Annotated in this window: 22 protein-coding genes; 5 read left to right on the forward strand and 17 right to left on the reverse strand. The window is 69.2% G+C overall.

Annotated features, from left to right (window positions below):
* Positions 1 to 30 precede the first annotated feature (30 nt).
* The 16 genes from ACILR4_RS01665 to fliE all read right to left on the reverse strand — a co-directional run bounded on the left by ACILR4_RS01665 (position 31) and on the right by fliE (position 12,713).
* Positions 31 to 291 carry a hypothetical protein gene (locus ACILR4_RS01665; protein ID WP_395699079.1) on the reverse strand — a complete coding sequence of 87 codons (261 nt, stop codon included), beginning with the start codon at positions 289 to 291 and terminating at the stop codon, positions 31 to 33.
* Positions 281 to 4,999 carry a phage tail length tape measure family protein gene (locus ACILR4_RS01670; protein WP_395699080.1) on the reverse strand — a complete coding sequence of 1,573 codons (4,719 nt, stop codon included), beginning with the start codon at positions 4,997 to 4,999 and terminating at the stop codon, positions 281 to 283. The genes ACILR4_RS01665 and ACILR4_RS01670 overlap by 11 nt, the downstream gene beginning before the upstream one ends.
* Entirely contained in the window at positions 4,953 to 5,408 is a 456-nt protein-coding gene (locus ACILR4_RS01675) for a hypothetical protein (protein ID WP_395699081.1), read from the reverse strand. Before ACILR4_RS01675 ends, ACILR4_RS01670 begins: the two co-directional genes overlap by 47 nt.
* Before the next feature lie 14 nt (positions 5,409 to 5,422).
* Positions 5,423 to 5,851 (reverse strand): hypothetical protein, encoded by a 429-nt coding sequence (locus ACILR4_RS01680; protein WP_395699082.1) that lies wholly within the window; start codon positions 5,849 to 5,851, stop codon positions 5,423 to 5,425.
* 3 nt (positions 5,852 to 5,854) lie between these two features.
* Entirely contained in the window at positions 5,855 to 6,595 is a 741-nt protein-coding gene (locus tag ACILR4_RS01685) for a hypothetical protein (RefSeq protein WP_395699083.1), read from the reverse strand.
* Between the two features lie 33 nt (positions 6,596 to 6,628).
* Positions 6,629 to 6,940: a hypothetical protein gene (locus ACILR4_RS01690; protein ID WP_395699084.1), complete on the reverse strand. Its 312-nt coding sequence runs from the start codon at positions 6,938 to 6,940 to the stop codon at positions 6,629 to 6,631.
* Positions 6,937 to 7,230, reverse strand: coding sequence for a hypothetical protein (locus ACILR4_RS01695; RefSeq protein ID WP_395699085.1), 294 nt, complete (start codon positions 7,228 to 7,230; stop codon positions 6,937 to 6,939). The genes ACILR4_RS01690 and ACILR4_RS01695 overlap by 4 nt, the downstream gene beginning before the upstream one ends.
* A 22-nt stretch (positions 7,231 to 7,252) precedes the next feature.
* Positions 7,253 to 8,026 carry a hypothetical protein gene (locus tag ACILR4_RS01700; protein WP_395699086.1) on the reverse strand — a complete coding sequence of 258 codons (774 nt, stop codon included), beginning with the start codon at positions 8,024 to 8,026 and terminating at the stop codon, positions 7,253 to 7,255.
* A complete protein-coding gene (locus ACILR4_RS01705) occupies positions 8,023 to 8,382 on the reverse strand; it encodes a hypothetical protein (protein WP_395699087.1) in 360 nt (119 codons plus the stop codon). The genes ACILR4_RS01700 and ACILR4_RS01705 overlap by 4 nt, the downstream gene beginning before the upstream one ends.
* 5 nt (positions 8,383 to 8,387) lie before the next feature.
* A complete protein-coding gene (locus tag ACILR4_RS01710) occupies positions 8,388 to 9,137 on the reverse strand; it encodes an ATP-binding protein (protein ID WP_395699088.1) in 750 nt (249 codons plus the stop codon).
* Positions 9,134 to 10,027, reverse strand: coding sequence for a helix-turn-helix domain-containing protein (locus tag ACILR4_RS01715; RefSeq protein WP_395699089.1), 894 nt, complete (start codon positions 10,025 to 10,027; stop codon positions 9,134 to 9,136). Before ACILR4_RS01715 ends, ACILR4_RS01710 begins: the two co-directional genes overlap by 4 nt.
* Positions 10,024 to 10,230 carry a hypothetical protein gene (locus tag ACILR4_RS01720; RefSeq protein WP_395699090.1) on the reverse strand — a complete coding sequence of 69 codons (207 nt, stop codon included), beginning with the start codon at positions 10,228 to 10,230 and terminating at the stop codon, positions 10,024 to 10,026. Before ACILR4_RS01720 ends, ACILR4_RS01715 begins: the two co-directional genes overlap by 4 nt.
* Positions 10,231 to 10,251: 21 nt before the next feature.
* Entirely contained in the window at positions 10,252 to 10,470 is a 219-nt protein-coding gene (locus tag ACILR4_RS01725; protein WP_395699091.1) for a hypothetical protein, read from the reverse strand.
* A 202-nt stretch (positions 10,471 to 10,672) separates the two neighbouring features.
* Complete coding sequence (locus ACILR4_RS01730; RefSeq protein WP_395699092.1) at positions 10,673 to 11,185, reverse strand: hypothetical protein; 513 nt, start codon at positions 11,183 to 11,185, stop codon at positions 10,673 to 10,675.
* On the reverse strand, positions 11,182 to 12,243 hold the full coding sequence (locus ACILR4_RS01735; RefSeq protein ID WP_395699093.1) for a tyrosine-type recombinase/integrase: 1,062 nt from the start codon (positions 12,241 to 12,243) through the stop codon (positions 11,182 to 11,184). Before ACILR4_RS01735 ends, ACILR4_RS01730 begins: the two co-directional genes overlap by 4 nt.
* A 101-nt stretch (positions 12,244 to 12,344) precedes the next feature.
* Positions 12,345 to 12,713: a flagellar hook-basal body complex protein FliE gene (gene fliE, locus ACILR4_RS01740; RefSeq protein ID WP_395699094.1), complete on the reverse strand. Its 369-nt coding sequence runs from the start codon at positions 12,711 to 12,713 to the stop codon at positions 12,345 to 12,347.
* Between the two features lie 176 nt (positions 12,714 to 12,889).
* On the opposite strand from fliE, the gene fliF reads away from it, so the two are divergent.
* The 3 genes from fliF to ACILR4_RS01755 are packed head-to-tail and all read left to right on the forward strand — an operon-like array spanning position 12,890 to position 16,332.
* A complete protein-coding gene (gene fliF, locus ACILR4_RS01745) occupies positions 12,890 to 14,557 on the forward strand; it encodes a flagellar basal-body MS-ring/collar protein FliF (RefSeq protein ID WP_395699095.1) in 1,668 nt (555 codons plus the stop codon).
* Positions 14,558 to 14,579: 22 nt separating this feature from the next.
* Positions 14,580 to 15,575, forward strand: a complete 996-nt coding sequence (fliG, locus tag ACILR4_RS01750; protein WP_395699096.1) for a flagellar motor switch protein FliG — start codon at positions 14,580 to 14,582, stop codon at positions 15,573 to 15,575.
* The gene (locus ACILR4_RS01755; protein WP_395699097.1) at positions 15,562 to 16,332 is read left to right on the forward strand and encodes a FliH/SctL family protein; all 771 of its coding nucleotides are present in this window, start codon (positions 15,562 to 15,564) and stop codon (positions 16,330 to 16,332) included. Before fliG ends, ACILR4_RS01755 begins: the two co-directional genes overlap by 14 nt.
* Here ACILR4_RS01755 and ACILR4_RS01760 read toward each other — a convergent pair.
* Positions 16,322 to 17,545 carry a hypothetical protein gene (locus ACILR4_RS01760; RefSeq protein ID WP_395699098.1) on the reverse strand — a complete coding sequence of 408 codons (1,224 nt, stop codon included), beginning with the start codon at positions 17,543 to 17,545 and terminating at the stop codon, positions 16,322 to 16,324. The genes ACILR4_RS01755 and ACILR4_RS01760 overlap by 11 nt on opposite strands.
* Before the next feature lie 195 nt (positions 17,546 to 17,740).
* Between ACILR4_RS01760 and fliI the strand changes: the two genes are divergently transcribed.
* Positions 17,741 to 19,189 carry a flagellar protein export ATPase FliI gene (gene fliI / locus ACILR4_RS01765; protein ID WP_395699099.1) on the forward strand — a complete coding sequence of 483 codons (1,449 nt, stop codon included), beginning with the start codon at positions 17,741 to 17,743 and terminating at the stop codon, positions 19,187 to 19,189.
* A 32-nt stretch (positions 19,190 to 19,221) separates the two neighbouring features.
* On the forward strand, positions 19,222 to 19,677 hold the full coding sequence (gene fliJ, locus ACILR4_RS01770; protein WP_395699100.1) for a flagellar export protein FliJ: 456 nt from the start codon (positions 19,222 to 19,224) through the stop codon (positions 19,675 to 19,677).
* Positions 19,678 to 19,679: the final 2 nt, after the last annotated feature.

The raw sequence follows: 19,679 nt of genomic DNA on the forward strand, positions 1-19,679 counted from the left end.
CTGGAGGTCCTGCGGAACGGTCGCCAGCCATCAGCGCATGTCGACCTCGGCCAGCTCGGACGGGTTCGGGTGCCGCTCGCGAAGCCGGTACAGCACTGCAAAGCCTCCAGCGACGCCGCGCCGTGCTGCCTTCATCTGCGGCGTGCTGTTCGGGCAGTGCAACGCGACGTAGGCGTCGAGGTACGCGTCCATCAGCACGTCGGACTCCGGGTTCGCCTTGAACCGCGCGATCGCGATGTGCAGCGCCGCCTCGGCCTCAGGGTCCGCCGGGAAGACCGGGTTACGGAGCATCAATGGCCTCCCGCAGGGTCTTGTAGGCCAGGGACTGCGCCGTGATCGAGTTGCCGTCTTCGATCGCGCCGGTGATCGACTCGCCGCTGGCCGCGGTGGCCTGCACTGTCTGCTTCGTGTTCGTCTCGATCCGCTGCATCACCGCCTCGATGCGGTGCAGGATGTCCTGCCCGAAGTTGAAGTCACTGGTGTAGGCCGTGCCGCGCGCGTTGTAGGCCTCGGAACTGCGAAGGAAGGTCGCCACGGCATCGATGGCCGCCCGGCCGGCCTGCAGGTCGCCCTGCAGCGCGCGCGCCGCAACATCGTCGAGCTGGCTGCGCGCGGCCTTGTACTGGTCCTCCTTCGACAGCGGCGAGAGGTCGCTGGTGAGCAGCGAGTCCATGTAGTCGCTGAGCGACTGCTCCAGGCTGTCGAGCTGGCGGATCAGGTCGTTCGTGGCGTTGAGCTGCTCCTGCGCGATCTGCGTGGACTTGTCGTCGTAGACGCCGCCGGAGTTCGCGAGGCGCTCGTTGCGCGCCGCGTCGGCGGCCGCGATGATTTGCGGCACCTGGGCTTGCCAGTCGGCCTCCAGCTTCAGGTCGCGGCCGACGAAGTAGTTCTGGTATGACGCGAGCGTCGGGCCGAGGATGGCTGCCGCCGCATCCTTGTCGGAGACCGGGCCGCCGCCGTATCCCGGCCCGAGGGTCACGTAGTTGCGCCAGAACTCTTGGTCTTTCTTGTCGAGCAGGCTGAAGACCTTGTCGGGCGTGTACTGCGCATAGAGGTCGTTGACCTGCCTCGCATCCACAGCGGCCTGCTGCTGCGAGGTGATCATCTCGTAGCCCTTGATCAGGTTCTCCTTGGCCTTCGACGACGCGACGGAGACCGCGGCGTCCTTCAGGTCGGCCAGGGCGCCGGCGGCGTTCACCACGGCCAGCTTCGCGTCGAGGCTGTTCGTGCTGAGCGCGACGAATGCCTGGGCGAACGAGAAGATGTCCTCCTTCGTGGCGCCCAGCAGGTCGCCCACGCTCACGTTGACGCCCGCGGCCTTCAGGTCTGCCGAGATGCCGCTGTACTGCCGCTGGGTCTGCTGGTCCGCAGTCAGGTACTTCGGCAGCACCTTGTCGATGGCATCCTGCAGCGCAGCCTCGGCCTTCGCCTTGGCATCGACGATCGAGCCGATCGCGTCGGACAGACCATAGATCGCCGCGGCTGCCTTGCGCCCGGATTCGGTACTCAAGTCCTGAGCGTCGAGCAGGCTGCGCCATGTGGCCCGCAATTGCTCCGAGGACTGCGACAGGTCCAGCAGCGGCAGCCCCAGGGCCGTCAGTTGCCCATTGAACTGCTTCGACGCCGCGGCGAGCTTCTCGTCCTCGCCCAGGAAGTGGCTCACGAACGCGGACGCCTGCGTGCCCAGCGCATCGAAGCCGCCGGCCATCTGCGCGAGTTCGGCCAGGGCGCTCACGCTCGCCGACTTGAACTGGCCCAGCCCGCCGCCGAAGTCACCGAAGGCCTTGGACAGCTGCGCCACGCTCGACGCGGTCTGCAGGATCGTCTGCGCCTTCTCGGCACTGAGGTCTGCAGAGCTGGCGACGGCATCGAAGTAGTCTTTGAAGCGAGCGTCCAGGTTCGATTGCCGCAGGCCCTGGATGATGACCAGCGGCATCTGGTCGGTGAACCACTGCTGCAGGTCCTCCGCGGCGATCTTGCTGGCCGCGGTGCCCGGGCCGCCGCTGCCGAAGCTGCCCGAGCCGGTCTGCGTGCCGGCGATGAGCGTGTTGTCGGGCCTCAGGTAGCCCAGCAGCGCAGCGACCTGCCCCTCGCGGTCGCGGTCGGTCAGCGCCGTGACCCGAAGGCCGTCGCGAAGGCTGCCGCCGAACGTCGAGGCGGCCGAGGCGACAGCACCGGTGATCGAGGCGACCAGCTCCTGCAGGCCGGCATCGGCGCCGCCCTTGAGGATGTTCCGGCCGAAACCGAACGGCGCGGTGTTGCCGAGATTGAAATCGCCATCGAGCCAGGTGCCCACGCCGAAGCCGCTCACGCTGGCCTTGTTGCCGAACAGCCTGGCCGCGATCGGCGCGCCACTGAGGATCTGTGCCCACTTGTCGCTGACGCCGAGCGAGCTAAGGGTTCGGTACTTGTCCAGCTCGAACTTGCCGACCCCGATGTCGCGGGCATCCTGGCTGATCATGTCGGCGGTGTTGCCCGACTTGTATGCGGCATTCGAGGCCAGCAGGGCCGCGACGATCCACCCGACGATAGGAATCGCTGCAGCTGCCGACGATGACGCCGCCGCAGTGCCGCCGGCGACCGCCGTGCCGGACGTGATCCCGTACTCGGCCAGTGCGGCATTGATCGCCGCGCCGTACTCGCTGCCTGCAATCGCCGCCGTGGACGATGCCGCCGCGGTGCCGCCGCCAAGCCAGCCGGCCGCGGCCTTGTAGACCGAGCCAGCCGAACCGAGGCTGCTCAACCACGAGTAGGCGCCGCCGCCCGACGCGCCGCCGGTGCCACCCCCGCTGCCGGTGTACCCGGTGAGCAGCGAAGCGATCGCACCTGTCAGCGGTGCGACGGTGGTCTTGATGAGCGGCACAAGCACCAGGTTTGCGAACTCGCGCTCGAGGTAGTCCTTGGCCGAGTCGCCACCGCGCATGAGTGCCTCGGCGAAGCCCTGCCCGATGCTGTCCGACAGCCGCGCCCACTGGTCGGCGATCTTCCGCGCGTTCTCGGCGTTCGCGGCCAGCACGTCCTTGTCTTGGATGAGCCCCAGCAGCTTGGTCCGGGCCTCGATCTCGCGCTGCACGTCCTGCCAGGCCTCGCTTCCCGTGACCAGCCGGTCCTGTCGCTCACGCAGGCGTGCGATGGCCACCCGTTCCACCGCCTCGGCGAGGCTGATGTTCGCCGACGCCGCCAGCGTCATCGCCTGCAGTTCGTCCTCAAGAGACGACACCCGGCCGCGGGCCGTCGACACAGCCTGCAGCGACGCCTGCTTCTGGGCCAGCAGGTATGCGTCGATGCCCTCGGCTTCCTTGACGCGCGCCGCCGCCACCGCAACGGCCGCATCCATCACGGCCTTGGCATTGGCCACCATGGCCGGCTGTTGAGCCAGCAGCAGGCGTTGCGCTTCCTCGAGCTGGCCAGCGCTGAGTGCGCCGGCGGTGTACGCCGCACTGAGGGCCTTCCAGTCGTCGGCGAATGAGCCGCTGAGCCCCGCGGCCTGGGCGGCCAGCGAGCCGGCCAGCGTCTTGCCGGCGTCGACCAGGCGCTTCGCGTCTTCGATCGCCTTCTTTCGGGCGGCCTCGGCCTCGGGCTGCGCGGCGATGTAGTCCTTGGTCGCCTTGGCGTTCTTCGCCTTGGCCTCGGCCCATGCGTTCTCCCAGAACGCCCCGGCCTGCAGGTCGCGGATCTCGTCCAGCAGTTCGGCACGTTGCGAGTCGGCTCCTTGCCGCCGGGTGCCCGAGAGCGGGTCGAACGAGTCGGCGCGGTCCGTGCGGCGCGCGTTGGCCTCCAGGCGCTTCTGCAGTTCCTCCAGGCGCTGGCCGGGCGTCTGCTGCCGGCCGACGTTCAGCATGGCAGACCAGGCTTCGGCCGCGGCATTGGTGATGGCGCGCCAACCGCGCTCGATCGAGCCGAGTTGACCCTCCAGGGCCTTGGCGCGCTCGATGCCGACATCGGCATAGGTCTTCTGTGCCAGGGCAGCCGCCTCGGCCAGCCTGTGCTGCTGCTCCAGGGCGCGCACCTGGTCGTAGACCGAGCGCGTCAGGAAATTCTCGGCCTGGTTCAACTGCACCAGCGTGGACAGCGGCGACTTGCCGAGGGAATCGAACCGCTTGGCCAAGTCGTCGATGCCGGCGACGCCCTCGCGGCTGAGCCGGATCATCGCTTCGGACAGCTTGCCCATCTGGCCTACCGCCACGTTGCCAGTGGCGGCCAGGGTTGCGATTGCGGCCGACGCCTTGGCCTCGGTGCCGACCAGCGCGCCCTGCGCCTGTGCGAGCTCGCGCAGCTTCGCGCTCGTCGCCCCCGCGTAGTTGCCGCTCAGGATCAGGCTGCGGCGGAACTCGTCGTCCTCGGCTGTGCCTGCTTTGTAGGCCAGCGCCACAGCGCCGAGCGCGCCGGCCAGGGTGCCGAACAGCACCAGCGTGGGCGACACCAGGGACGCAACGGCCCGCAGCGCGCCGCCTGTGCCGCCGAAGACGGCATTGAGCTGCGACCCCTGCTGGATCAGCGCCGTCAGCGGGTTGCCGCCGGCCTGGATCTGCACGAACAGGTCTTGCAGCTGCGCGGAGAGCTGCGCGGTCTGGTAGGTGGTCAGCTTGCTCTGCGTGGCCACGCCGCGCTGCGCGTCCTCCAGCGTCTTCAGCGCCGCGGACTGCTCGCGCAGCCGGGCGGCCGCCGCGGCTTGCTGGGCCTGCGCGTCAGCGGCCTTGCGGGCCGCTTCGGCGATGCTGGCCTGCGACGCGGTTGCGTCCTGCGAGGCCTTGGCGAACGCAGCCTGTGCCGCCGTGGACTTCGCGACCGCGGCGTCGAGCTTGGCCTGCGCGACCGCAGCCGCGGCGGTGGCCTTCTCCAGCTTCAGCGCGTCCTCGGCCGAAACGGCGAACGCGTCGCCGACAGCGCCCAGGCCCTTCTGCACCCGATCGTCGCCCTCGAGGTTCAGACGGAACTTGACATCAAGCTGGTCAGCCATTCGAGCCCCGCGGGGTATTGGCCAGCAGCGCCTGCACATGGCGGTCGAAGACGATGGGCGCCAGCGCCGCGGCCCGCTTCAGCCAGGGGTCGCCCTTGTAGCCGGGGTGGTTCACTTCCTTGGCGAAGACGTAGTGATCGAAGGCGGGCCAGCGCAGCCACTTCTTGCGCTTCGGCTTGATCTTGTGGGGCTTCGTACCCCAGTGGACGAACAAGGCCTCAGGTGCGACTTGTCGGTCGTGGCCGATCTCCCAATTGCCATCGGGCAGCCGCAGCTTGTACACGGAGCGGACCAGGGCGCCGGTCTTGTTGTGCTTTGCGGCCTCGTCTTCGACGTAGTTCTCCAGGTCCTCGGCGGTCTGCGCCAGCGCCAGGCGCGGCTGCTGACCGATGCGCAGGAGCGTCTGGCGGACCTTCTCGGCGCCGCTTACCTCGGTGGTTAGCTTCATCGCTGGCCCTCCCGTCACAAGCCGCCGGGCGTGAAGCCGCGGGCCTTCTCCCAGGCCACCACGGCGCGGACATGGTCGGGCTCGCTCGCGAAGTCGGATCGTTTCGGCCGGTCGTTGCGGTACTGCGGGTGATCGACCTTGGACACGTCGATGCTCTGGCTGCCGGCGACGCGCTGGACCGTGGATTCCTCGAAGGGCGGGATGCCGTAGACCGACGCTCGCGCCTCGGGATTGCGGCGGATGGCGCCCATCAGCTCGGCCTCCAGTGCGGGGGTCAGCTGGACCTCGGTGCCATCGGCGCGCGTCACGCGAAAGATGCCCTTGACCCCTTCCTGGCCCTCCTGGGCATAGGTCGAGACCAAGCCACCGCCGAGCTTCAGCCGCTGCAGGTCCTCGCGAAGGCCGCCCACGATCAGGTTGATGTCGAGGTATTGCTGGTTCATGGCTCAGCCCTTCGCGGTGGTGGTCGTCGCCCGCGCTTCCAGTTGGGCCTTGATCGAATGGAACAGCGCCAGCGCGTGCTGCTGGGCGTGGTGGTCGGGCAGGCGCACGCGGCCGGCCGGGCCGGGGTCGGCCTGCACGCCAATCGAGCGCGCTTCCTGCGGCGGGTGGTCGGCGAACGCGCCGAGCCCGGGCAGCTCCATCGGCTCGTGCTGCGTGGTGAATGCGCGGTGATCCGGCCAGGTGCTCAGCTGCGCCAACGTCTCCAATGCCCAGACCTGCTGCGCCAGGCCGAACACGGCCAGCACCGCCTCGCGGTACTGCGCGCGCGCCGTGTCGAGGGCAGCGCGGGCCGCGCGCTCGGTGGCCGCCCTGCTGCTGGCGCTGGCGTCGGCAATGGCGCTTTCCGCGCCGGCCAGCGCCACCTCGCGAGCGGCGATGAACGCGTCCAGTTCGGCGGCCTCGCGCTCGAAGGCCTCCACGTCGCGCGCATACTGGTCGGCGTCCGCCTGCAGGCGCTGCGTCAGCGGTCCCGCGGTGCTGGTGCCGTGCACGGCGTCGGCGGCCTGCGCCTTCGCAACGGCATGCGCGTCGGCGGCGGTGTCGATCGGCGCGGGCCGGCTCAGCGCGGCGCGGCGGGCCTTCGCTTCTTCCAGCTCGCGCCGGGTGTTCTCGTGGACCTCGCGGAAGCGATCCACGATGTCCGCGCACTTCGACGCGAGACGATCGGGGGAGAAGGTGGTCATGGGGTTGGCCTGTTGTGGGGTCGAACCCGATATTCACTCGCCGATGCGCAATGGTTCTTGGACTCGCTGCACGCGCAACACATCCGCTTGTGCCGTCCGCCTGCTGCATGGGAAGCGGAGCATCAGAACGTTCACGGCATCGGCAGCCGACGCACCCCCGGCCAGTTGCGTGCGCGCTGCGTGCTCGCGCCGGCGCTGCTGGGCAAGCCGGTCCTTCTTGGGCAGGTAGATCGTCTGGCCGGCGTACTTCGCCAGCACGCGCCCCACCGCGGCGCGCGAGGCCTCGGGCACTGCCTTCAGCACCTCGTCAACCAGGGCCGCGCCCAGGCTGCAGCTCCGCTTCATGCCCGCGGCCCCCTCGCCTGCAGCGCGTCGCTGATGAGGCGGTAGGCGGTCCTCCTGCTGATCTGCAGCCGCACCATCAGAGCCGCCCTGACCTCAGGCCGCGGCATGCCCGTGGCCAGCAGCGACGACGTCAGACGCAACGCCGCCGGGCGCCCCGCGTTGCGCAGGCCGATGTGGAACCCCTGGCCCGCTGCGGACCGCACGTAGCGGTGCAGCACCGGCTTGCAGCACGCGCACAGGTGGCGCTCGATCTCCATGAACCAGGCCGCGGTCTCGCTGCTGGTGGCCACGCCGCAACGAACGCAGGACGTGTCAGCCACGCCGCGGCTGACGCGCCACTACAGCGACATCAGCTCCTCGAGCTGCGCGCGCAGAGCGCGGAGCAATGCGCGCAACGACTCTCGGTTCCCGCCCTTCCAGGCGTTGCGCGACGCGCGGGCCTTTCCCTCGGCCGTTGTCGGTCCGGTCGACTTCTCCCATGGGCGCCACGATCGGATCAGCTCCGCCTGTCGCGCCCGACGCTCCGGTGTCCATCCGTTCACCCTGGTCCTCCAATAGTCCGATCGGCTCCGATGCAGCACCACGCGGGCGCGTGACCGGCTGCGCCCCGTTGTTGACCTGCTGCTGCCCGCCGTTGTTGATGTTGGCCTGCCGGGCGAAGACGACCGGCGGGTTCTTGATCGTGGCCAGGGTTTCCAGCGTCATGCGGCACTGGTTCTGCGCCCGCAGCGCGGCCCGCATGTTTGCCTCCCAAGACTGCAGGCCCTGCTCACGCGTGCAGCGCATCAGCAGGTTGTTGAAGACCGCGTCCAGCGTCTGCGCTTGGGCCACCAGGGTCGCCTCGACGTTCGACAGGTCGTTGTCGTTGACGCGCTTGACCCGCCGGCGCAGCACGTCGACAACATCGGTCACCGACAGAACGCGATCGGGGAATAGGGGGGCCTGCAGCGTCTTCAGGGCGATTGCGGCCTGAAACTCGGGGTCCGTGGCCACCGCCGCAAGGACGAAGCCCTCGGTATGGCCTGTAGGCTTCGCCGCTACGGCTGTCTCGTCCTGGGGCTTCGTGGCGACGCGGCGCGATGTCACGACACCGCCTCCTCGACACGCGCGACCAGTTCGCGATGCATGCGCTCACGGTAGGCCTCCAGCGTCTCCCAGCTGGCCGGCAGCAGCGGGGAGCCATCGCCCCACACCTGGCGCGCGGCGGACAGCAGGACGGCCGGCGCTACCGAATCCTGGCGCCGCAGGTCGGCGATGAACTGGCGCAGCCTTTGCTGGCGGTTCAGCGCTTCGGTGATGCCGCGCCAGCGCGCCGGCTCAGCCCAGGCATGCGCCGAGCACAGGAATCGGCCGCTGCTCCCACGATCGACGGTGCCAAGCATCGGACAGCCCGGCTCTGCGCAGGCCAGCGGGTCGCGGTCCTCGTCGTTGCGTTCGCGCATGGCACTCACCCCCGAGCACCGCCGGTGCGGAACGAGGGCCAGTCGCAAATGACGACGGTTGCGTCCTGCTGCAGGCGGTCATACGTGCGCTCGCCCAAGGCATCCCGCAGCTCCGGGAGCGTGAGGTTCGTAGCGATGATGGTGCTGCCGAAGCGCTTGTAGCGCCCATCGACGACGTCCAACAGTTGCACTTGCTCGGCCTCGCCGCCCAGACTGACCCCCACGTCATCGAGCGCCACCAGTTCGGGCCTGATGAAGTCATCGAGCACCTGCTGCTCGGACTCCTCGGCGCCCTTGCGCCAGGTTGCGCGCAGACGGGCAATCAGCTCCCGCTGCGTCGTCATGCGCGCCTGCCTGAGCTCCTGTTCGATGTAGTGGTTGCAACAGGCAGCCAGGAGTGTCGACTTCCCAGTGCCGGGCGGGCCGGGCAGGATGAGCGTGCCGCCTTCGCGGCCTCCGACTTCTTCGACCCACGCCTTGCAGCGGGCTGCGGCCTGGCGCTGCTTCTCGGTCGCAACGAACTGGTCGAAGTCCGCAACGCAGAGGCGCGCGGGCAAGTTGAGCCGGTCCTTCAGCTCTTCGACACGCTCCTCACGACGGCGCTGCTTCTCGGCTTCCTTGAACTCCTCGACGCAGCGGCCGCACTGGGTAGGCTTTCGCCCCACGCCCAGCCATGCCGTGAGGACGCGCGGCTGCTCGCCATGGGCAACGCAGACGATCGTCGGCGACTCGTCGGTGATGATGGTGTCGGTCACTTCGGGACTCCTTGGTGATAGTCCTTCGTCGTGAAGGACGGGCGTGCGGGTTTGCCGTTGAAGTGCACGGGCTTGCCGGTCAGCATCTGCGCGCGCAGCGCCGAAAGGTCACGAACCAGCAGTTCCGGCGGGTGCGTGCGCTGCGCGTGGTACGCGGTCTGGTTCTGCTGGCTGACGAAGTACGCGGCCAGCTTCGGGGCTTCCTCGATCCCGACGCTATCGACGACCTTGGCGAACAGGGCGTTCTCCTTGGCCGCAATGACCGGCATGACCCCGTACCTGGCTTTGAAGGCCTCGATGTAGGCATCGCGTGTGGCGACCCCTCGGCCTTCGGTCTTGGCTTTCGAGGGCTTGCGGCTGTTCGGTCTTCCTTCGGGTTCGGCAACAGCCGAATCCCCGAACAGGTCACCGGGGCCGCGCGCGTCAGCGTGCAACCCTGATGCTTCTGATGCTTCGCTGATGCTTCTTAATGCTTCGGGTGCTCCAGGAGTACCGGTTTGTGCTCCAGGAGTACCGGTGGGGGTGCTCCAGGAGTACCGGTGTGGTGCTCCAGGAGTACCGGTGTTCCTGCGATACCGGTTCTCCTGGGGTACCGGTTTGGCCTGTTCACCGGTATCTGTGGAGTACCGGTCCTTGAGCTTGTCGAGCGCGATGGTGGTCACGCTGCGGGTGCCGTTGCGCCGCTCGATCGTCAACAGCCCGGCCTGCTCGAGGTCGCGAAGAGCGCGCAGTACTGGGGTGCGGGACAGGCACGTCCACTCCATGATGGCGGCCACGCTGTGCCAGTCGCGGCCGTCGTCGTGGGCGTAGTCGGCCAGGCACATCAGGACCGCCTTCTGCGTCGAGCTCAGTTGCAGCGGCCGACAGAGCGCGGTGATCTTGTTGCTCATCCGACCGCCACGCCCATGCGCCGCAGCAGCGCCGCCAACTCGCGGAGCGTCGTGCATCGCACGGTCATGGCCCAGCGCGAGACGATGTACTCGACCCCGCCCTGGTCCGCCTCGATCGCTTCCACGGTGAAGCCAGCCAGTGCGGCCGAGGCCTGCATGCTGGAGAAGGGCTTGCGGTCCGCCGCGGGCACGGCGGCAGCCATTGTGGGCGCCATGGTGGCGCCTCACGCTGCCACGCCGCGCGTGGCCGGGCGGCACTTGTAGGTCGCCGGCACTTCCTTCGCCCGGATCCACTCGGCCAGGTCGGCGTCGGTGGTGACCAGCCGGCGCTCCGTGACCGCGTAGAGCTTCGGGGCGTCGCCCTGCGCCCGCCGAGTTTGCAGGTTAGTGGTGCTGACGCCAGTTTCTTCGGCGACGCCCTCGGGCCATTGAATGATTCGCATACTTGCCTCTCTGCGGGCCACTTAGGCCCCGTGAGAAGCAGTGTGCGAAACCAGCAGGCAACGGGCAATTGCGCGTGCCGGCAGAGCCTAGGTTGTGCCGGCAGAGCCTAGGTTGTGCCGGCAGAGCCTAGGTTGTGCCGGCAGAGCCTAGGTTGTGCCGGCAGAGCCTAGGTTGTGCCGGCAGAGCCTAGCCGACTAAACCTCAAGCGTTCGTCAGCCAATCACGCACGGTTTCCTGGGTTTCGCTGACAAGATTGAGACGCTTGATCTCTCGGGCGGCCGCCATCTTGTTCATTCGCCCCTTGCCGTTGTCTGCCCACCATTTCAGTACCAGAGCCTTGGCGTCGCGGGTTGGCGCGTGCCTAGCGTTCGCGGCGATCTTGGCCAGCACCGTCTTGGCGTCGACGGCCTCGTCGGTCTTGGCACTGAAGTACCCGTAGGCGAACTGCCCGAACAAGTGCGCCTCGTGAGCGAGACGTGTCCACTCGGTGCCGTCAGAGTCCTCCTGCCACGTCGCGAATGCAGCCGCGGCAAGGGTGATCAGAAGCCCGAGAACCTTTCGGCTCTCATTCAACTCGCCGGAATTGCTGGGCTTCCAAGCAAGGTCCTCGATCGCCTCGCTGTCCCCGACGATCCCGGACCGCTTGGCGAGCGGCAGCAGGTGCCCATGTATGAGGTCCCGCAAGTCAAGAAGGGCGGCGGGTTCGTTACTCATAGATTCCTCACTACGTCGGCAACCGAGGCGGCCAAGCGCGCCAATGCCGCGCGCTTCTCATCAATCGGGTCATGCCGCTGATACACCCGCACCAGGCGCGGCGGCGCGTGGTTCAGCACGGCCTCGATGTCGAGCACCGGCACGCCGGCCGCGCGCATCATCGTCGCCGCGGTGCGACGGATGTCGTGCGGTCGCCAGGTCGCCTTGGTCGCCTTCAGCCTCGAGTAGAGGCTCTGATAGACCGGCATCGGCTTGGGCAGCGGAAGCAACGCCCTCGCCTCAGCAGACAACGGCAGCGCGTGCGCTGTCCCGTTCTTTGTGGCCGCAGCTGGAATGGTCCAGATGTCGCCCTGGACCTGCTCCGGAACCCACTGCAGCGCCTCGCCGATGCGGCAGGCGGTCAGCGCGCAGAACTTAAGCACACGGGCATCGTCGTCGTCCCGCGCCCACAGCGCGCGCAGCTCGTCCCGGCTCAGCACGCGCTCGCGCGGCTGGTATGGCTTCAGGCCGAGCTTTCCGGCCCGGACGCCAGCCATCGGGTCGGCCTCGATCAGGTCGCGCGCTGCCGCCCAGCTCGTGAATTGCTTCAGCAGGGCCAGCGTCTTCGCGGCGGTGTTCGGTCGGTCGCGGACCAGCTCGATCGCCTTCACCAGGTCAGCGCGCCGGACCGACGCAAGGGCCCGGCCGGCCACCGGCGCGAGCGCCTTGCCCAACAGCGCGCCGGACTCCTTCTTCGAGTCCTCGCGCCGATACCGGCCCCCGATGTACGACAGCTTGAATTCGGCCAGGGCATGCGCCACCGTCGACCCAGCGTCAGCAGGGGATGCGCCGTCGCGCGCAGCCTCGGCGCGCTGGCGGGCCAGGTGCAGGGTCACCGTGGGCCAGTCGCCCAGCTGCCGGACCTGCCACTTGCCGCCGATGCGGGTTCGCAGCACCCACGACTGTCGACCGTTGGGCCGGCGCTTTAGGTAGAGGCTCCCGCCGACCGGAACGAGCTTCTCCGCGGTGACGGGCGGTAAGCGACCGATCGCGGCATCCGTGAGCACCTTGGTGGCCATGGCTTGAGTATCACTCCCGGTATCAAAGCTCGGGATCTAATGATACCTAAATGGCTTCTAGCCGGCCCTGGCCCCTATGAGCGTGATCGACTGACCGGGGGCTACACCTGCATGTTCATGATCTCGGAGTAGGCCTGCACCAGCCGGTTGCGCACCGAGACCGCGGCGGTGAAGCCCAGCCGCGCCTTCTCGGAGGCCACCATGGTCTGCTCCAGGCTGACCGACGAGTTGCCGAGCTGGAATTCCTGCTGCAGGTTGGTGGCCTCGTCCTGCGCCGCGCTCACCTCGCGCAGGGCCTGGCCCATCGCATGCTGGAAGCTGGGGCCGGCCACGGCGCCGGCCTTGCCAGCAGCGCCCACGCCGCCGGCCGCGCCGGCGCCGCCCGCACTGCCGATGGGCATGCCATCCGGCCGCAGCCCGGCACGGGCAACGGCTTGCGCAAAGTCGAACGGTTTGAGCTTCAGGTCCATGGCGTTGGTGGCTCGCAAGGCGCGAACGGCTTGTCCACGGGCTGCACTGTAGGACCACCCCCTCGGCAGCGATGGCGCGAACTGAAGCCCGAATTGCGGGTTGTTTGTGCCTTGGTCTTGCGCCGCGCTGTCCAACAATGCCTGGCATTCGGACTTTCTCCGACCTCCTGCCGCCCATGGACGCCAACGTCACACCGATCACCCCGAACAACGCCGCCGCCGAACGCGCCGAGGCGCCGACCGGAGCGATGTCACGCCTGGCGCTGATGCCGGCCAAGGCCAAGCTGATGCTGGGCATGGGCCTGGCCGGCCTGGTGGCCGTGATGGTGGCGCTGGCCCTGTGGAGCGGCAACGGCAACCTGGCGCCGCTGTACCCCAACCTCTCGGAGAAGGATGCCGGCCTGGTGATCAGCCAGCTGGCCACGCTGAAGGTGCCCTACAAGGCCGCCGGCGACGGCACCACGCTGCTGGTGCCGGCCGAGATGATTCCCGAGTTGCGGCTGAAGCTGGCGCAGGCCGGCCTGCCCAAGGGCACCACCGCCGGCTTCGAGCTGATGGACAACGCCCGCTTCGGCCAGAGCCAGCTGCAGGAGCGCACGAACCTGCAGCGCGCGCTCGAAGGCGAGCTGGTGCGTTCGATCACCTCGATCTCCGCGGTGCAATCGGCGCGCGTGCACCTGGCGCTGCCGACGCAGAACGGCTTCTTCCGCGACCAGCAGAAGCCCAGCGCCTCGGTGCTGCTGACGCTGCACCCCGGCCGCACGCTGGACCGCTCGCAGGTGGCCGGCATCGTGCACCTGGTGTCCTCTTCGGTGCCGGACCTCTCGGTCAAGGCCGTCAGCGTGATCGACCAGAACTCCACGCTGCTGTCGGCCCCGCCCGAAGCCAACCAGGGCCTGGACACCCAGCAGCTGCAGTACCTGCAGCAGGTGGAGGCCACCTACCTCAAGCGCGTGCAGGACATCCTCGAGCCGGCGCTCGGCCGCGACAACCTGCGCGCCACGGTGACGGCCGAGATCGACTTCAACCAGCTCGAATCGACTACCGAGGAATTCAAGCCCAACCAGACCGGCGAGGCCACCGTGCGCAGCCAGCGCTCGAGCGAGGCCTCGAATGCCGCCACGGCCACGCCCAGCGGCGTGCCGGGTGCGGCCAGCAACCAGCCGCCGGTGCCCGCCACCGCGCCGCTGCAAGGCGCCTCGGCGCCGATGCAGGCCGCGCAGACCGGTTCGGCCGGCGGCGGTGCGCGCAAGGAAAGCACGGTCAACTACGAGGTCGACAAGACCGTGAGCATGAAGCGCCAGGCGGTGGGCACCATCAAGCGCATCAATGCCGCGGTGCTGGTGAACCACCGCAGCACCACCGACGCCAAGGGCAAGACCACCACCACCGCGCTGACGCCCGAGGAACTCGACAAGCTGACCGCGCTGGTTCAGGAAAGCATCGGCTTCAACAAGGAGCGCGGCGACTCGGTGAAGGTGGTGAACATCCCCTTCCGCGTCGAAGCGCCGGCCAAGGCGGTCGAGGTGCCGGTGTGGCAGCAGCCCTGGGTCACCGACATGGTCCGCGCCGGCGCGGTGCCGGCCGGGCTGGCCTTCGTCGCGCTGCTGCTGGTGTTCTCGGTGATCCGCCCGGCACTGCGCCAGATCACCCCGCCGCCGGCGCCTAAGCTCGACCTGGTGGAGAACGACAAGCCCAAGCTGCCCGAACCCGAGCCCGAGGTGGTGGAGCTCACCCCGCCCAAGACCACGCTGCAGCTCGAAGGCGCGCGCGGCATGGCGCGCCAGAACCCCGCCGCGGTGGCCAACATCGTGCGCGGCTGGGTCAGCGGCGAAGTAGCCTGACAGCACAAGCCAGATGACAACCATGGACGATCAGGGACTCGAGAACGCGGCGATCCTGCTGATGTCGCTCGGCGAAGAGGAAGCCTCGGAGGTGTTCAAGCACCTGGCGCCGAAGGAAGTGCAGCGACTGGGCGAGACCATCGCCAAGCTCAAGGTCGTGAGCAAGGACAAGCTCGAAGGCGTGCTGGACAAGTTCTCCGAGGTGGCCTCGGACCAGCACATGCTGGTGGCCGACACCGACGAGTACGTGAAGGCGGTGCTGAAGAAGGCGCTGGGCGACGACAAGGCCAACCTGCTGATCGACCGCATCCTGCAGGGCAGCGACACCACCGGCATCGAGAGCCTGAAGTGGATGGACGCCGGCTCGGTGGCCGAGCTGCTGCGCAACGAGCATCCGCAGATCGTCGCGGCCATCCTGGTGCACCTGGACTACGACCAGTGCAGCTCGGTGATCAAGGCCTTCAGCGAGCGCCAGCGCAACGAGGTGCTGGTGCGCATCGCCACGCTGGACGGCATCCAGCCCTCGGCGCTGAAGGACCTGAACGAGGTGATGAGCAAGGTGCTGGCCGGCGGCGAGAAGCTGCGCAAGGCCTCGCTGGGCGGGGTGAAGACCGCGGCCGAGATCATCAACCTGCTGGGCACCAGCATCGAGACCTCGGTGCTCGACTTCATCCGCGAGGCCGACAACGACCTGGCCCAGCGCATCATGGACAACATGTTCACCTTCGACGACCTGGCGAAGCTGGACGACAAGGGCGTGCAGGCGCTGCTGAAGGAAGTGCAGAGCGAATCGCTGGTCATCGCGCTCAAGGGCGCGACGCCGGAGATGCGCGAGAAGGTGTTCCGCAACATGTCCACCCGCGCCGCCGAGACGCTGCGCGAGGACCTGGATTCGCGCGGCCCGGTGCGCGTCAGCGAGGTCGAGGCCGAGCAGAAGGAAATGCTGAAGACGGTGCGCCGCCTGGTCGACGAAGGCCAGATCGTGCTGGCCAGCGGAGGCGCCGATGAGTTCCTCTAAATCGAACTTCGGCCCGCGCCAGGTGCCGCCGCCGCCGGGCTCGCGTGCCGGCAACCCGTACACCCGCTTCATCCCGCGCGAAGAGCTGCAGGGCTTCGCCAGCTGGGCGCCGAACTCCTTCGGCGACAACCCCAACGCCGCGCCCCCGGTGCGTGCCGCGGCAGCGGCGGCCGAGGCCGAGGCCGCCGCACCGGAAGCCACCAGCGAGCAGTTGCAGGCGCAGATCCACGCCGCGCGCCAGGAAGGCTACCGCGACGGCTACCGCGACGGCCTGGTCGCGCTGGAGAGCTTCAAGCAGAGCTTCGCGCAGCAGCTGGCCAGCCAGTTCGGCCGCGTGATGCAGAACTTCGACAGCGAGCTCGGCGCGCTGGAGCAGCACATCGCCGCCAGCGTCGCGCGCATCGCCACCCAGCTGGCACGCCAGGTCGTGCGCAGCGAGCTGATGGTGCGGCCCGAACTGGTGGTGCAGGTGGCCACCGATGCGGTCAACGCGGTGCTGATGAGCGCGCGCACCATCACCGTCCACGTCAACCCCGAAGACCATGCGCTGATCAGCCTGGGCGCTGCCGACGCGCTGGAAGCGCGCGACGCGCGCCTGGTCAGCACCCCCACCGTCGACCGGGGCGGCTGCCTGATCGAGAGCGACGCCGGCACGGTGGACGCCCGCATCGGCGCACGCTGGCACCAGGCGGTGCAGGCGCTGGGCACCGGCGTGGACTGGTCGCTGGACGAGGACGCGCCGCCGGTCAGTGGGTGATCGGCTGGCCGTTGAAGCGGATCGACATCGTCTGCGAACGGGCCGTGTAGCCACCCTGCACGTACTCGGTCTTCAGCTCGAAGCCCTGGCCATCGGCCACCCAGCTGGTGCTCACCGTGCCCGGCTCCTCGGCCCAGCGCGACTCGAACACGCAGGCATCGAAGCTCCCGGCCGGCACCGTCACCCGCTCGCGGCGCACGAAGCGCACCGTCTCGGTCACGGGGCGCTCGGTGTCGCTGACCGTGGTCTTCGGCGCCTGCCCGGTCACGGTGGTGGTGGTTTCCGAGTGCTCGAACAGCGTGCTGGCCATCGTGGCGCTGGCCCCCGGCGCCAGCCAGTACTCCGGCCGCACCAGCGGCGGACGGTAGGCGTTGTAGCCGCTGCTGGTGGTGCTGGCCGAGAAGCCGCCGGCCGACTGGGACGTGGTGCTCGGGCCGAACGCACTGCCGTAGTAGGTGATCTCGGCCGCGCCGGTCTTGCGCTGGTAGACCAGGTAGTCCGTCAGGCCGGGCGTGCCATCGGGCACCCCCTCCGGATAGGCGGCGTCGACCATGCGCTGCAACGATTCGACGGCGTCGTGCCCGTCGAAGCTGCGCGGGCCGCGCACCTGCAGGTCCACGGTCTGCATCACGACCTGCCCATTGCCCGGCTCCATGCGCCGGACCAGCACCATCCGGTTGCCCGGCGTGTCCTCGGAGGCCAGCAGCAGGTCGTGGCAGCCATTGCTGGCAGGACCCGGGCCCGGTCCGGGCTCGACCGGCGTGATGAAGCTCGCGAGCGGACCGACATACTGCGGCGACTGGCCGAAGGCGCCCCCCATCACGTACACGCCCATCGCCTCGAAGCCCTGCCCGGCCGTGACCGCCACGCCCAGGTAGATGCCGGTTTCAGGGTAGTGGCGGAACAGGAACGGCGACAGGCTTTGCGTGGCCTGGTGCGAAGGGAAGAACTGCGGGAACTGGCTTTCGGCGAAATCCATCAGCTGGCGCGCGGCTTCGGCCGGTGCCACCGCAGCACTGGCCAGCGCCCGGGCGCGCCTGCGCAAGGTGTCGGACGCCTCGAGCGCCTGCCGCTCGGCCACGCGCAGCGGCGTGCCGGACTCGCCTTCCGGATCGGATTCGCCGCTGCAGGCGGCCGTCAGCATGGCCGCCATGGCCCATGCCAGGTGGCGCGGCCGGCGGCGCTGCCACGGTTGCAGATCCTGGGTGCGCATCGGGATCCTCCTGCGGTGTCGGTGAAGGCGGCCGCGACCACTTTAGCGAATGTGCCTGCCGCTGCCCACCAGGACCGACACGCCGATTCGGGCCGGGAACCCACTGCTTATTCGCGGCACGGCGGGCACGGGCTTCGTCGATCATCCCCCTCACGGCCTGGCCAAGGGCCGGACCCGCCCCCATTCCCGTCTCCGATGCCCAGCGAATCCCCTTCCCTCGCCGACGCCGTCGACGCCGACGTCACGCAGACCGCCCGCGCCCAGCGCTGGGCCCACTACCTGCGCGACCTCGAGCAGTACGCCTCGCTGCGCACGCCGCTGCAGGCGCAGGGCACGCTGACCCGCGTCACCGGCCTGGTGCTGGAAGCCGCCGGCGTGCGCGCGCCCGTGGGCTCGGTGTGCGAGGTGCATGGCGAGGCGCGTGATCCGGTGCTGGCCGAGGTGGTCGGCTTCAACGGCGACCGCGCCTTCCTGATGCCCACCGGCGAAGTGCATGGCCTGACCAGCGGCGCGCGTGTGAGCCCACGCGCCACGCCGCATGCGCCGCCGCTGCTGGGCCGCGACAACCAGCTGTGGCGCCGCACCGAAGACCGTGGCCTGCACCTGCCGATGGGCGACGGCCTGCTCGGCCGCGTGGTCGATGCCCATGGCCAGCCGATGGACCGCAAGGGCCCGCTGGCGCACACCCGCAACGAGCCGATGGTGCGCCGCCCGATCAATGCGATGGACCGCGACCCGGTGCGCCGGCCGCTGGACACCGGCGTGCGCGCGATCAACGCGATGCTCACCATCGGCCGCGGCCAGCGCATCGGCCTGTTCGCCGGCACCGGCGTGGGCAAGTCGGTGCTGCTGGGCATGATGGCGCGCTACACCGCAGCCGATGTCATCGTCGTCGGCCTGATCGGCGAACGCGGCCGCGAGGTCAAGGAATTCATCGAGGACATCCTCGGCGAGGAAGGCCTGGCCCGCTCGGTCGTCGTCGCCGCGCCGGCCGATGCGCCGCCGCTGGTGCGCATGCAGGGCGCCACCTACGCCACCGCCATCGCCGAACACTTCCGCGACGAAGGCCGGCATGTGCTGCTGCTGATGGACTCGCTCACCCGCTACGCGATGGCACAGCGCGAGATTGCGCTGGCCATCGGCGAGCCGCCGGCCACCAAGGGCTACCCGCCCTCGTGCTTTGCCAAGCTGCCGCAGCTGGTGGAACGCTCGGGCAACGGCCTCAACGGCGTCGGCTCGATCACCGCGTTCTACACCGTGCTGAGCGAAGGCGACGACCAGCAGGACCCGATCGCCGACGCGGCCCGAGGCATCCTCGACGGCCACATCGTGCTCTCGCGCGAGCTGGCGGAATCGGGCCACTTCCCCGCCATCGACGTCGAGCGCTCGATCTCGCGCGTGATGACCGCGGTGGCCCCGCGCGAGCAACTCGATGCCGCGCGCCGCGCCCGTGCGCTGATCTCCAAGCTCAGCAAGGCGCGCGACCTGATCCAGCTCGGCGCCTACCAGCCGGGCCACGACGGCGAACTCGACCTCGCCGTGCGCCTGCAGCCGCAACTGATGGCGCTGCTGCAGCAGGACATGCACGACCGCGCGCCGCTCGAAGCCTCGCGCAACCAGCTCTGCCGCATGGTCGGCGGCTGACCTCCCGACCGCCGAACCCGAGACCCTGATCCATGCAATCGTCTGCCACGCTGAACACGCTGCTCGAACAGGCCGAGGCCGAACGCGATGCCCAGGCCGCCGTGCTGCGCCAGTGCGAGGCCGCGGCCGCGCAGGCGCGCCAGCAGATCGAGCAGCTCAATGCCTACCGCGCGCAGTACCAGCAGCGCTGGACCTCGCAGTTCCGCCAGGCCGGCGCGATCGAGCTGGTGCAGTGCTACCAGGGCTTCTCGCAGCGCCTGGACCAGGCCATCACGATGCAGAACCAGGTCACCACCCAGGCCGAGGCCCGCGTGCAGCAGGCGCGTGCCGCACTGGTGGCGCACGAGCAGCGCGTGGCCGCGGTGCGCAAGCTGATCGAACGCCGCCGCGCCGAACAGCAGCGCCTGGCCGACCGCCGCGAGCAGCGCAGCACCGACGAAGCCGCGCAACGGCGCAGCACCTCGGGGCTCACGCCCTCGCTGATCTGACC

Source organism: Aquabacterium sp. (assembly GCF_044226965.1).
Classification (GTDB): Bacteria; Pseudomonadota; Gammaproteobacteria; order Burkholderiales; family Burkholderiaceae_C; genus Pseudaquabacterium.

Coding starts and splice junctions, on each gene's coding strand:
- ACILR4_RS01705 (WP_395699087.1), bottom strand. CDS start 8,382: ATGCGCGAACGCAACGACGAGGACCGCGACCCGCTGGCCTGCGCAGAG.
- ACILR4_RS01675 (WP_395699081.1), bottom strand. CDS start 5,408: ATGAAGCTAACCACCGAGGTAAGCGGCGCCGAGAAGGTCCGCCAGACG.
- fliI (WP_395699099.1), top strand. CDS start 17,741: ATGCCCAGCGAATCCCCTTCCCTCGCCGACGCCGTCGACGCCGACGTC.
- ACILR4_RS01680 (WP_395699082.1), bottom strand. CDS start 5,851: ATGAACCAGCAATACCTCGACATCAACCTGATCGTGGGCGGCCTTCGC.
- ACILR4_RS01670 (WP_395699080.1), bottom strand. CDS start 4,999: ATGTGCAGGCGCTGCTGGCCAATACCCCGCGGGGCTCGAATGGCTGAC.
- ACILR4_RS01685 (WP_395699083.1), bottom strand. CDS start 6,595: ATGACCACCTTCTCCCCCGATCGTCTCGCGTCGAAGTGCGCGGACATC.
- ACILR4_RS01715 (WP_395699089.1), bottom strand. CDS start 10,027: ATGAGCAACAAGATCACCGCGCTCTGTCGGCCGCTGCAACTGAGCTCG.
- fliF (WP_395699095.1), top strand. CDS start 12,890: ATGGACGCCAACGTCACACCGATCACCCCGAACAACGCCGCCGCCGAA.
- ACILR4_RS01730 (WP_395699092.1), bottom strand. CDS start 11,185: ATGAGTAACGAACCCGCCGCCCTTCTTGACTTGCGGGACCTCATACAT.
- fliG (WP_395699096.1), top strand. CDS start 14,580: ATGGACGATCAGGGACTCGAGAACGCGGCGATCCTGCTGATGTCGCTC.
- ACILR4_RS01755 (WP_395699097.1), top strand. CDS start 15,562: ATGAGTTCCTCTAAATCGAACTTCGGCCCGCGCCAGGTGCCGCCGCCG.
- ACILR4_RS01725 (WP_395699091.1), bottom strand. CDS start 10,470: ATGCGAATCATTCAATGGCCCGAGGGCGTCGCCGAAGAAACTGGCGTC.
- fliJ (WP_395699100.1), top strand. CDS start 19,222: ATGCAATCGTCTGCCACGCTGAACACGCTGCTCGAACAGGCCGAGGCC.
- fliE (WP_395699094.1), bottom strand. CDS start 12,713: ATGGACCTGAAGCTCAAACCGTTCGACTTTGCGCAAGCCGTTGCCCGT.
- ACILR4_RS01720 (WP_395699090.1), bottom strand. CDS start 10,230: ATGGCTGCCGCCGTGCCCGCGGCGGACCGCAAGCCCTTCTCCAGCATG.
- ACILR4_RS01690 (WP_395699084.1), bottom strand. CDS start 6,940: ATGAAGCGGAGCTGCAGCCTGGGCGCGGCCCTGGTTGACGAGGTGCTG.
- ACILR4_RS01665 (WP_395699079.1), bottom strand. CDS start 291: ATGCTCCGTAACCCGGTCTTCCCGGCGGACCCTGAGGCCGAGGCGGCG.
- ACILR4_RS01735 (WP_395699093.1), bottom strand. CDS start 12,243: ATGGCCACCAAGGTGCTCACGGATGCCGCGATCGGTCGCTTACCGCCC.
- ACILR4_RS01760 (WP_395699098.1), bottom strand. CDS start 17,545: ATGCGCACCCAGGATCTGCAACCGTGGCAGCGCCGCCGGCCGCGCCAC.